The organism is Paenibacillus sp. JJ1722 (assembly GCF_048282685.1).
Classification (GTDB): Bacteria; Bacillota; Bacilli; order Paenibacillales; family Paenibacillaceae; genus Paenibacillus; species Paenibacillus polymyxa_B.
Genome location: NZ_CP182500.1, coordinates 5,074,927 through 5,087,034, shown reverse-complemented (window position 1 = coordinate 5,087,034; position 12,108 = coordinate 5,074,927). Strand labels below are relative to the sequence as shown.

The 12,108-nt window shown below is 49.0% G+C and carries 10 protein-coding genes; 8 read left to right on the top strand and 2 right to left on the bottom strand.

Going from position 1 to position 12,108, the window contains the following annotated elements:
• Window positions 1–133: 133 nt before the first annotated feature.
• From ACM1ND_RS22730 to ACM1ND_RS22705, 6 genes are all read left to right on the top strand, one after another.
• Entirely contained in the window at window positions 134–1,258 is a 1,125-nt protein-coding gene (locus tag ACM1ND_RS22730; protein WP_023990325.1) for an NADH:flavin oxidoreductase, read from the top strand.
• A gap of 148 nt (window positions 1,259–1,406) precedes the next feature.
• Window positions 1,407–1,775 carry an ArsR/SmtB family transcription factor gene (locus tag ACM1ND_RS22725; RefSeq protein ID WP_007432172.1) on the top strand — a complete coding sequence of 123 codons (369 nt, stop codon included), beginning with the start codon at window positions 1,407–1,409 and terminating at the stop codon, window positions 1,773–1,775.
• Between the two features lie 190 nt (window positions 1,776–1,965).
• Window positions 1,966–4,407: a heavy metal translocating P-type ATPase gene (locus tag ACM1ND_RS22720; RefSeq protein WP_069080518.1), complete on the top strand. Its 2,442-nt coding sequence runs from the start codon at window positions 1,966–1,968 to the stop codon at window positions 4,405–4,407.
• 306 nt (window positions 4,408–4,713) lie between these two features.
• The gene (locus tag ACM1ND_RS22715; protein WP_023990323.1) at window positions 4,714–6,165 is read left to right on the top strand and encodes a PEP-utilizing protein; all 1,452 of its coding nucleotides are present in this window, start codon (window positions 4,714–4,716) and stop codon (window positions 6,163–6,165) included.
• Between the two features lie 157 nt (window positions 6,166–6,322).
• Window positions 6,323–6,520 carry a hypothetical protein gene (locus ACM1ND_RS22710; protein WP_071558240.1) on the top strand — a complete coding sequence of 66 codons (198 nt, stop codon included), beginning with the start codon at window positions 6,323–6,325 and terminating at the stop codon, window positions 6,518–6,520.
• Window positions 6,521–6,594: 74 nt separating this feature from the next.
• On the top strand, window positions 6,595–8,577 hold the full coding sequence (locus ACM1ND_RS22705; RefSeq protein ID WP_305728700.1) for a heavy metal translocating P-type ATPase: 1,983 nt from the start codon (window positions 6,595–6,597) through the stop codon (window positions 8,575–8,577).
• Window positions 8,578–8,723: 146 nt separating this feature from the next.
• On the opposite strand, the gene ACM1ND_RS22700 is transcribed toward ACM1ND_RS22705, so the two are convergent.
• Window positions 8,724–10,247: a DHA2 family efflux MFS transporter permease subunit gene (locus ACM1ND_RS22700; protein WP_023990320.1), complete on the bottom strand. Its 1,524-nt coding sequence runs from the start codon at window positions 10,245–10,247 to the stop codon at window positions 8,724–8,726.
• A 9-nt stretch (window positions 10,248–10,256) separates the two neighbouring features.
• Window positions 10,257–10,892, bottom strand: coding sequence for an HlyD family efflux transporter periplasmic adaptor subunit (locus tag ACM1ND_RS22695; protein WP_028541823.1), 636 nt, complete (start codon window positions 10,890–10,892; stop codon window positions 10,257–10,259).
• 133 nt (window positions 10,893–11,025) lie between these two features.
• Here ACM1ND_RS22695 and ACM1ND_RS22690 point away from each other — a divergent pair, with 133 nt between their 5' ends.
• Together ACM1ND_RS22690 and ACM1ND_RS22685 are read left to right on the top strand one after the other, a co-directional pair.
• The gene (locus ACM1ND_RS22690; RefSeq protein ID WP_028541824.1) at window positions 11,026–11,580 is read left to right on the top strand and encodes an NAD(P)H-dependent oxidoreductase; all 555 of its coding nucleotides are present in this window, start codon (window positions 11,026–11,028) and stop codon (window positions 11,578–11,580) included.
• Window positions 11,581–11,590: 10 nt separating this feature from the next.
• Window positions 11,591–12,052 carry a hypothetical protein gene (locus ACM1ND_RS22685; protein ID WP_068938252.1) on the top strand — a complete coding sequence of 154 codons (462 nt, stop codon included), beginning with the start codon at window positions 11,591–11,593 and terminating at the stop codon, window positions 12,050–12,052.
• The last annotated feature ends 56 nt before the right edge of the window (window positions 12,053–12,108 follow it).

The window sequence follows — 12,108 nt, the reverse complement described above, 5'->3', positions numbered from 1 at the left end:
TTCTTCTTTTTTTGTGTAGCTTATTAAAAATAAAACTGTGGCTTCTTGAACTCAAGTTTACATATGTGTAAAATGGAATTGTATAACAGTAGAGTGAAAACGATAATACTAGTGGAGAGCGGAGGAAAAATTAATGAACACAGAATTACTGTTTAAACCTTTTAAGGCAGGTAATTTATCTCTTCCCAATCGGATTGTTATGGCGCCTATGACACGGAATTTTTCTCCTCAAGGTATTCCAGGGCCTGAAGTGGCCGCGTATTATCGTCGCCGTGCGGAAAATGCAGTTGGATTGATTATTACGGAGGGCACTGCTATTAATCATCCTGCAGCTGTGGAGCACACAAGCATTCCTAATTTTTATGGAGAGGGATTAGAGGGATGGGCCAAGGTAGTTGAGGAGGTTCATGCGGTAGGTGGCAAGATTATACCGCAGCTCTGGCATGTGGGTACGGCCCGTAAAATAGGTGCAGATAATCAACCGAATCCCGAGGCATTGCCTGTCGGTCCGTCCGGTATTTCTCCCGCTGGTGAAAAGGTGGTCGAGCCATTGACGGAGGCTGAGATTGCGGATATTATCTCCGCTTATGCTCAGGCCGCTGCCGATGCCCAGCGAGTGGGGTTTGACGGTATTGAGCTTCATGGAGCACATGGCTATTTAATCGATCAATTTTTCTGGGACAAAACGAATAAGCGTACCGATCAATACGGAGGCAATTTGGTCCAGCGTACTCGGTTTGCGGTGGAGGTCATTGAGGCTTGCCGTCGTGCAGTGGGGCCGAATTTCCCAATTGTACTGCGATTCTCCCAGTGGAAGATGTATCACTATGAAGAAAAGCTGGCACAGACACCACAGGAACTTGAACAGTTTCTCACTCCATTAGTGAAGGCCGGGGTGGATATATTCCATTGCTCAAGCCGCCGTTTTTGGGAACCGGAATTTGAAGGGTCTGATCTAAACCTGGCAGCTTGGACCAAAAAGATAACAGGCAAGCCAGTGATTACTGTGGGCTCGATTGGTTTGGAGAAGGCCTTTTTGAGTGATTTGGAAAAAAATAATAATCGTCAAACCGATCAATCCAGTAGTGTAGAGGCAAGATTAGAACAACTCGTGGGGCAAGTAGAACGAGAGGAAGCTGATCTGGTTGCGGTTGGGCGTGCTTTGTTGGTTGATCCAGCGTTTGCGGTGAAGTTACGTGATCAACAAATAGAAGAAATTATTCCTTACAGTGATGAAGTATTAAAGACGTTGAATTAAGCTTTATGTCGTGTAAAGCTATAGTGTTAGGCAAGCATTGAAACTTGGAAGTTTTCTGTTACAGGGCAAGCTGTAATATAAGCTATTCGTAAACTCTACGAATTTGCTATAATAGAAGCATCAAGTCGAAATACACGGGGTGAAAAGGATGAATTCTGAAACGGAAGCTTTGGATTGCGAGCCGGCTTGTCACGGTTCAGATCAGGAAATCGAGCGCATAAAATCTTCCCTTGTCGAGGATTCCATCGCATACAAAATGTCGGAGCTGTTTAAAGCACTGGGTGACCCGACACGGATTAAGCTGATTTATGCCCTGGCACAAAAAGAATTGTGTGTTCATGATCTGACCCAGGTGTTGAACATGGGACAATCTGCGGTATCCCACCAGCTTCGCTATTTGCGCAACCTGCGTATTGTCAAACGACGCAAGGAAGGCAAGACGGTGTTTTATTCACTGGATGATAATCATGTGGAGCAGATCTTTTTGCAAACCCATCAGCACATATCACATCAATGATTTTTTGGAATAAAACAACAGTAGGGCGCCAAGTGATTGGCGCTCTTTTGGCGTTTGTCCGTTGAAGTCGATTTTTTTGTTAAAAAGGGGCTAGAGTCATTGACTTTTGACCCTGATCCTGAATATAATGGCCTTAACAAATAATATATGAACAGTTGCTCATATATAGTTAATTGGAGGCCGATGGATTATGGATGCTCTAAAAAGAACGGAACGGCATGAATGGATTTTGGAAGGTTTGGATTGCGCCAACTGTGCTCTAAAGATTGAAAATGGAGTCAGTAAAATAGAAGGGGTCCTGGATTGCTCGGTCAATTTTGTTACGAAAACGTTGACGATGACCACAAGTTCGGATCAAAAAGAAGAGGTTTTTCGCCAGACTGAACGGAAGGTTCACAGACTCGAGCCGCATGTTCGAATGGTTGTAAAAAATGCTCGTGGACGCTTGCGTGAAGACAGCCGAAGCAATGCTGGTGCAGTACAGTCAGACAGCACAGAGGATTGTGCATGCGGTCATGAGCATGATGGTGAAGGTGAAGGGCATACACACGAGGTCGGGCAACATGCGGCTCACAGCCACGCTGGTCATCATCATGGAGCACATGGCAAGCAAGCCCATACGCACGATGGACACAACCACGGCGATCATGGACACGAGCATCACAACCACCATGCAGAGCACGAACATGGTGAAGCCACCCACGCTCATTCACATTCGCATGGAGATGATGGCCACGCTGGACATACGCATGATCACGGTACGGACGGTATGCGCCGCATGATTGCGCGTTTGGCTATTGGTGCGGTCGTTGCGGCTGTTGCCTGGTGGTTACCTGTCGAAGGTGTAGGCAAGCTGGCCCTATTTTTACTGGCATATATCATCGTTGGCGGTGATGTTGTCTTGCAGGCTGCGCGCAGCCTGGTGCGTGGAATGGCCTTTGACGAATACTTCCTGATGACGCTGGCTACTGTGGGTGCATTTGCGATTGGGGAATACCCGGAAGGCGTAGCTGTCATGTTCTTTTATCAAATCGGAGAGCTGTTTCAAGGCATTGCAGTTAACCGTTCACGTAAGTCCATCAGTGATCTGATGGATATTAGACCGGACTATGCCAACCTGAAGACGGCTGAGTCCGTACGGAGAGTGTCCCCAGAAGACGTTCGCATTGGGGATTTGATTGTAATTAAGCCGGGCGAGAAGATCCCGCTGGATGGTAAAGTTATAGATGGTAAATCGCATGTGGATACCTCTGCGTTGACTGGTGAATCGGTGCCTCGTACTGTAGAGCCGGGAAGCAGTGTGTTGAGTGGATTTATCAATACGAACGGACTTCTAACGGTAGAGGTTAGCAAAGAATTTAGTGAATCCGCGGTCTCTAAAATTTTGGAATTAGTGCAAAATGCGAGTGCCAAAAAAGCGCCGACTGAAAAGTTTATCACGAAATTTTCCAGATACTATACTCCAGTAGTGGTTATTGTAGCGCTGTTGTTGGCGGTTGTTCCACCGCTTGTTGTGCCAGGTGCACAATTTGCAGATTGGGTATACCGTGCGCTTGTTTTCCTCGTTATTTCTTGTCCTTGTGCGCTGGTAGTATCCATTCCACTGGGCTTCTTTGGGGGAATCGGGGCAGCCTCCCGTTCAGGTATTCTGATCAAGGGCGGGAACTATCTTGAAGCTCTGAATCATGTGAAATACGCTGTTTTCGATAAAACGGGCACACTCACCAAAGGTGTTTTCCGTGTAACAGGGATTTATCCTGCCGGAGATTTTACAAACGAAAGCTTGCTCGAAACCGCCGCTTTGGCGGAGCTGCATTCCACACACCCTATTGCTGCGTCTTTGCGTGAATCCTACGGTAAAGAACTCAGAGCAGAACGGGTTCAGCAATATAGTGAAATATCGGGTCACGGGATTCAGGCACAAATAGATGGTCGTCTGGTATCGGCCGGGAACGCCAAGCTGATGGAGCGGGAGCATGTGGTTTTTAACGCGGCGCAGCAAGCAGGGACGCTGGATGAAGGAACGGTCGTACATGTGGCTGTAGACGGAACGTATGCTGGGTGCATTCTGATTTCAGATGAGGTTAAGGAAGACGCAGCCCAAACGGTTGCTTCACTGAAAAAGTTGGGTGTGGTGAAAACCATCATGCTGACGGGTGACAATCGGACAGTTGCCGAGGCTGTAGGACGACAGCTGGGTTTGGATGAAGTACGGGCAGAGCTGTTACCTCAACACAAAGCTGAAGCCATCGAGCAGTTGTCTGCAAGTAAAAAAACGAGCGACAAAATTTTGTTCGTAGGCGATGGGATTAATGATACACCCGTACTGGCACTGGCAGATGTCGGTGTAGCGATGGGCGGTTTGGGATCGGATGCTGCGATTGAGGCGGCAGATATCGTAATCATGAACGACGAGCCTTCAAGGCTAGTTACGGCGATCCATATCGCTAAGCGCACACGTCGTATCGTATGGCAAAACATTATATTTGCGCTAGGCGTCAAAGCTGTGTTTCTTACGCTGGGAGCATTCGGTATTGCTACTATGTGGGAGGCTGTATTTTCCGATGTAGGTGTAACATTGCTAGCCGTATTGAATGTGATGCGTGTATTGAAGGTTCGTTCTTACGAATAAAAATAAACACCCCTGGGTTAGCATTGGATGTATAGGCATCCTGTGAAGACCGGGGGTGTTTATTTTATAGGTTCCTTTTTCGAGTGGTCTTGTGCCAGCAGTATAGAGATTTATTTTGGGATGTAGGGTGGTTGTGCCCAGATGTATAAATGTGTGGCGTGCCTAATACGTTAAGGTAGGGGCTTTACAGGTAAGGCCCATGTAAGATTCGGTTGCTCCATAATGAGTAAGCGTTTTCTTTGTTTGGAGGGGTACTCGAATTCGTGTGTGCCAACTTGCTGACGGAAGAAAGGATGGATTAATAGCATGGAGGCTAAACTGATGCATGTATTCGCAGAGCTGTTGGGTGGCAAAAACAGCCGGGATCTCAAAGTTCCAGAGTCGGGTACGGAGGCTGCTGCACAGAGGTTGGCTATGGAGACGCTAAGGGCAGGCAGCCATGAAGTATCTGCTACGCAGGAGGAAGATCCGTTGGGCTGGCTGGTTGGTTTAGCTGAGCAGGGCGTAATCAGTCGAGCGGAGGCTTTGATGGCTGCGAATCCGGAATTACTTGGGGAAACGATGCTGAATAACAGCAACGATATTGGGCAAGCAATGGGCACACTCCTAAAATGGAGCGATGAATACAGGCGTACCTCCATACGGATTTATGCCGATGCTCCTGCAAGTTTGAGTCGCATCAGTACAGAGACAGCATCAGAAATAGGCAGTTTTGACGGTTATAGTCTTCTGCATGGTCCCTTGTCACAGGCATCTGGCCGCGTGGGGGAATTATGCTATGCCTATCTGGACGTAGCTGAGTCTGGACAGATGATTCATGCCCCTGACGGGGAGCCCGATCCCATCCTTATTCCCGGTTCTCGTGCATCTGACACGTACAAAACCTTTAACCAGGCATCTGGCCTGCCTGGATTGTGTGAGCATTTGTCCCGCCGAATTATCAGTTTGCTGGAAACAGAATATGAAGGCTTATTCGAGTCTTTGAACGGATCACCACTCACTATAGCTCTAATTGAGCAAAACAATGCAGTGGGTCTTGGAAGCCTGCAAGATATGCAGCTGGAGGCATTACTGCGTGCGGCGTTACGGAGCGTGCGGCAGGGGGGGGAACCCAAGCTGGAGATTATGGTGCGCAATCCGGCTGACGTGGACGAATTCCGGGCAACCCGAGACTGGATTGACGGCGTTGCGGAGCAGACCTTATGCGAACGTCTTCGGTGCATTCCATATCGGGTAGGCGTACTTTTGACAGTTGATCCGTCTTTGGTGCCTAACGTAAGCCAAACAGGGAACAGGCCAGCCGCACGGTCGGGGGAGTCAGCCAACCCCAATAACATGTCCGAAGTGGGCGCACGACAGATCAAGCAGGTGGCTCAAGCTGCAGATCTGGCACGCTTTGCCGATACGATCATTTTAGAAGTCATACCAACTCCATCCGATGACATTAGGGCTGAGAATCAGTTGATTCCATCCGGTGTCGATGGTCATGTGAATACTAGTGATACGATAAAATGCATAATGGAGGCTGTTCGGCGTGTAAAGCCCGAGCTTCCTTTATGGGTAGCAATAGATGAAATTAACCAGTCTCTGGAAGGGATTTCGATCTGGGAGAATGAGCTGACGGGGGTCATTTGCCCGGACACAGCAGTTCCCGCTGCACGCCTTGCGGCTGCGCGTTTGGAACTGCAACAGCCCGCAGATCGTCAGCATACTTCAGGAACTGCACACAACCATGCGTGGAAGTTTCCTTTAGCCTGAAGAAACCCCGAATTCATGTAATAGAGGATTTTGCAAAAATCCAATAAGCGACTTTCAATGAACAATATATAGATCGAAATGGTCTAGTTCGTCTATATATTGCACTTTGGAGCGACTGGAATCGAATTTTGCAAATCCTGAATAGGATGCTTTAAATATGGAGGATACCTGCGGTGTTTGCGCGGGTATCTTTTTTTATTTAGGCCATTACTGGTTTACAAGTGGAAAAGAAAAGGTATATAATAAAACAAAAGTTTCTCTAAACCAAAATAATTGTATAGATGCAAAAATGATTATCATTCTCATTGCCAAACATGCTGCTTCGGGCTTCCCGAAGCAGCATGTGCTATTTTAAGGCACTTAACAATGGATATCATTCTCAATGAGATGCTAGTACAAGGAACAAAATATGGAAAGGAACGTGACATGATGCAAGCTGCTCAACGATTACAAGATACATTGTCTTCCTCTAACCGAACCCTTTCAAAAAACAGTGGCAGCGGACGACCCGGTCCGAATCGCAAGCCGCAATTTCAGCTTAAAAGCATGCTGAAAAACAAGGAGATGCAAGCTGCTCTAGGTAGTGGATTGCTGATGCTAATGGCATGGGGGATTTCACATTGGTGGCAATGGCTATCGGTCATTCTGTATGTGGTGTCTTACGCCCTTGGGGGCTGGTCCAAAGCCAGAGAAGGGATCGAAACACTGATCCGAGAACATGATCTGGATGTTAATCTGCTCATGATCGCTGCCTCCCTAGGAGCTGCGGCCATTGGCTATTGGAATGAAGGAGCCATGCTGATCTTTATTTTTGCTCTCAGTGGTGCGCTGGAGAGCTATACCACCGAGCGTAGTAGTAAGGATATTTCTGAGCTCATGGCGTTGAAGCCGGAAACGGCTTTGCGCTTGTCTCGCGAGGGGACGGAAACGGTCGGCATTGAGCAGCTGTTGCCAGGCGACCTGCTGCTGGTGAAGCCGGGCGAACTGATTCCGGCGGACGGGCGAATCTCCAAGGGCGTTTCGGCAGTGAATCAGGCATCTATTACCGGGGAATCTGTTCCGGTAAATAAGGTGGAAGGTGACGAAGTATATGCCGGCACCATTAATGGAGAAGGCGTGCTATATGTAGAGGTTAGTCAGTCCTCGGAGGACACTTTATTTTCAAAAATCATTCGTATGGTGGAAGAGGCCCAGACCGAAGTTCCTGATTCCCAGCGGTTTATTAAAACGTTCGAATCGGTGTACGCCCGAATTGTTGTTGCTGTCACGCTGATCGTCATTGCCGGTGCACCCATAGCATTAGGCTGGACGTGGGCAGCAGCGTTCTACAAGGCTATGGTGTTCCTCGTCGTGGCCTCACCCTGTGCGCTCGTGTCATCCATTATGCCAGTGATGCTATCGGCCATTTCCAACCGTGCCCGGCGGGGCATCCTGTTCAAAGGTGGCGCACATGTGGAGAATATGGCATTGACTTCTGTTGTTGCTTTTGACAAAACAGGCACGTTAACGATGGGGTCACCTGTCGTCACGGATTGGATTACCGCCGCAGAATACGATGCCGATGAGCTATTGCACATTGTCGCTACAATCGAAAGTTATTCTTTGCATCCGCTGGCGCGAGCGATTGTAGCCAAAGCCGAAGCTGAATGGGGACAGAGAGAGCTGCTCCCAACCGAGCAAGTGCAGGCACTCACCGGATGGGGGATGGAAGGCATCATAGGCGGGGTGAAGTGGAAAATCGGTCGTACAAATGTACTGGATGGACCTAGTCCTCTGGCAGAGCCACAGTGGATGGAGAGTCGGGCCCGGCTGGAAGCTGAGGGCAAAACCGTATCCATTATCCTCGCGGATGATCGGATTGCCGGGATGCTGGCACTACGCGACGAGCTGCGTCCGCAGGCCCAAGAGTCCGTGAAACGCCTGCAAGCGCAGGGGATCTGGGTCGTCATGCTGACCGGAGACCGCCCAGAAACGGCTGCTGTGATCGCGGAGCAGGCCGGAGTCGACGCCGTATATGCTGGCTTAATGCCGGAGGACAAAGTCAGCCATATTCGCATGCTGCGGGAGCAGTACGGGCATGTCGTCATGGTCGGCGACGGTGTGAATGACGCTCCAGCGTTGACTGCAGCAACCGTTGGACTAGGCATGGGGATGCATGGCAGCGGAGCAGCGCTAGAGGTCGCTGACGTGGTACTGATGAACGATGGAATCGAGGAGATTGCTCCGACGATAGCACTGGCGCGCAAGGCGCAGCGGGTGGTCAAACAAAATATGATCTTCGCGGTAAGTGTCATTTTGCTGCTTGTGATCAGCAACTTTGTGCAAGATATAGCCCTGCCATTTGGGGTTATTGGGCATGAAGGCAGCACATTACTTGTCATTTTGAATGGCCTGCGCTTATTGCGGTCATAGGACTAATAATTACAAGATGACAAACAGGAAGGAGCATTCATACCTGTTAAAATCCAGGGGGATGAATGCTCCTTCTTTTGCAGTGCCAGCCTATCTGTCTGAAAGGCAAGTTCATCTCATACCTCTAGTTCGCTAACGCTGTACGTCTATCTTCGTCGCGGTGTAGACCGTCGCAAGAACAAGGAAAACAATAGCCCTGCAAGCGCAATCCCTGTAGCAATGATGAAGGCATCATTAATGCCATGGATCGTCGATTCCGTAACAGCACTGCGGTACACCTGTTGTAGCGCCAACGCTGAACCACTTTCTGTTGAAACGCCCGCTGTTTGCGCGAGGGTTTGTCCCAACTGTGCTACTCCTTCGGTTAAAGGAACATTGGCGGTGGTAGCGACATTCGCATAATCCGCTACATGAATCGTGGTCCGGCTGCTCATTACAGTAATGAGCCAAGCGGTACCGATAGACCCAGCGATTTGCCGTACTGTGTTGGACATGGCTGTACCGTGGCTACCGAGATGGGCAGGTAGCTGGTTTAGCCCTTCCGTCTGGACGGACATCATCAGCAATGACATTCCGAAGCTGCGAATCGTATAGATGATCATAATATGTCCGTAGGTGGTGGCATCGGTCAGCAGACTGAATTCCCATGTCGTGACTGCCGTAATGATCAGTCCAATGATCGCCAACGGCCTCGCGCCGATACGGTCAAATACTGCCCCTGATATCGGTGACATCACACCCATCAGCAGTGCACCCGGCAACAGCAGCAGACCGGATTGCAGCGGTGTAAAGCCGCGTATATTTTGCAAATAGATCGGCAGCAGCAGCATCCCGCCGAACATTGTCATGTTGACGGTAGCCCCGACTAAGGTCGATACAGTGAAAATATCATATTTAAACACACGGAACTCCAGCATCGGTTGTATCATGTTCAGCTCACGTACGATAAACATTACAATAAACACAATCCCGGCAGCGAGTGTAAGTATTACCGTATTGCTACTCCAGCCTTTGTCTCCAGCTGAACTAAAGCCATACAGCAGAAAGCCAAAACCAAGGGTGGAAAAGATGGTTCCCAACAGGTCAAAGTTCGGTTTTGTTAGCTTGGATACATTTTTGAGCCAGCGTATGGCGAACAGAATATCAATGATCGCCAGCGGAATAACCAGCAAAAATAGCAGCCGCCAGCTGTAATGCTCCACAATCCAGCCGGATAAAGTCGGTCCAATCGCCGGGGCAAACATCATGGCGATCCCCATGGTACCCATGGCAGCGCCCCGTTTTTCCGGAGGAAACACAGTCAGGAACACGTTCATGACCACAGGCATGATGATGCCCGCTCCGCTGGCCTGGATAACGCGTCCAACCAGCATAGGCGCAAAGCCGGTACTGGCAGCACAGACGACAGACCCGGCAGTAAATAACCCCATCGCGGATATGAACAGCGCACGTGTTCCGAATGACTCAATCAGAAAAGCGGTGATTGGAATCAAAATCCCGTTGGTTAGCATATATCCGGTGGATAGCCATTGAACGGTCGTTGCAGATACATTGAAATCATTCATCAAGTGTGGAATGGCTACGTTAAGCAGCGTTTGATTCAAAATAGAAATGAAGGCGCCTAGCAGCAGCACGGACAGAATACGTCCGACGGACATTTTTTGATCCATGACAGCCTCCTACTTGTGAACTCTGATGGTCGCACTCATTCCCGGGATAATACCCAGCCCCTTGTAACCTTGAATGGAAATATTGACAGGCACGACCTGTGTTACCTTGGTATAGTTGGCAGTGGTATTGGAAGTGGGCAGTAGTGAAAAAGTCGATGCGGTCGCCAGGCCGATCTTTTCGAGTTTACCGCTCAGGGACGTATCCGGGTAAGCATCAATATATACATCTACGGTCTGTCCTACTTGAAGATCCTGTACAGCCGTTTCGTCTATATTGGCGGTAATCCATAAATTGTTTAGATCAAAAGCCTTCGCTAAAGGCGTGCCTGCCCCAACAATCGAGTTATTGACCGCAGATTGCTGCACGATGGTACCATCGGTTGGAATCGTAACGCTAATTCGACTTCCGCCTCCTTCTACATTCCCAAGCGTGCTTCCAGCGGTGTAGGTTTTACCAACTTCAGCATTCCAGCCTGTGAGCTTGCCCGCGCTTGGAGAGGCAACGGTAACCGCTTGTCCGCTCACTTGGGCATTATCGGTTTTTATGTAGTTGGCGGATTGATTATAGTAATAGGCGGCGGCTCCACCTCCTGCCAGAATAATGATAATAACTAGCAAGTTGACTAATATGGCGCGTGAATTCATGTGTAACATGCCTCCCTAGTTCTTGGATTTTCAAAGTATGCGTCAAACGATTCATAATATTCAGATGGATTTTGGGCAAGGTTAAGAGCGCATGCGAAAAGGATGATTTTGCTGACAAAGGATGATGCGCATAATGACGACCAGAATCATGATTGTATATGACAGTGAAAATGAGCATACCGAACGTCTCGCTCGCTCCATCGCAGAAGGCGCGCGCCTTGAGCACACGGAAGTGTTGCTAAAGCATGTGAACGAGGCCGATGTGAACGAGCTAGTGAATGTGGACGCGATCATATGGGGTTGCCCGGGCCATTTTGGTACCATTAGTAGCGGTCTGAAAAGCTGGATTGATAAGCTGGGGTATCTGTGGGCACAGGGCAAGCTGGTGGATAAAATCGGCGCTGTGTTTTGCACAACCGCTACTGTTCATGGTGGATTAGAATCCACACTTCTGAATTTGATTACTCCGATGCTTCATCAAGGCATGATTGTTGTAGGACTGCCAGCTAATATTACGGAAAATGCGTTATACGGCTCCTATTACGGCGTAGGGATAACATGTCCGGTGGAGACAGACCCCAATGGACCGCCTAATCTTCCAACGGGTGATGATCTTGCACTAGGTCGCTCTTTGGGCAAACGGGTCGCTGAGATAGCGAGACGGTACCGTAGCGCTGAAAGAGAATAGGAGGCCGCCGATGACCATTGCTTTTATCGTAGTAGCTGCGGTTGCCTTTATTTTTTTGCTGGTATTTAATACGAAGATGACGCGCAAGTCCTCTCCCAAGACTCACCCCACCGAAGAGGATACACGGCAAAGAAGCAAACGTCCTTATCCTGTGCAGGTGGAACCCGAGGTGCGTGAATTGACAGATCATACGCGAGAGATGCAGCATAAAAATCTCGACGTCGAAGAACACCATGCCGAGGAGCATCGCAATATGCCGGATATCCAGACGGATAAGAAGGTGGAAAAGGATCGCGAGAACATCAAAGGTGCTTACGGGGATCAGGATTATCGTGCGGCTTTACGTGGTTTTGCTGGAAAAGACGAAGAAAAGGATGAACGTTCCCAAATATCTGATAGAGAGAAGGAGACTCACAAAAGTGAGGATGAGCAGTACCGTGAAGCACTGCGCTCCATGAACCAAAAAAAATGAGGTACCTTCATGTGAACATGCCAAAAAGGCTGCTTATCTGTCTGGATTACAGGCAG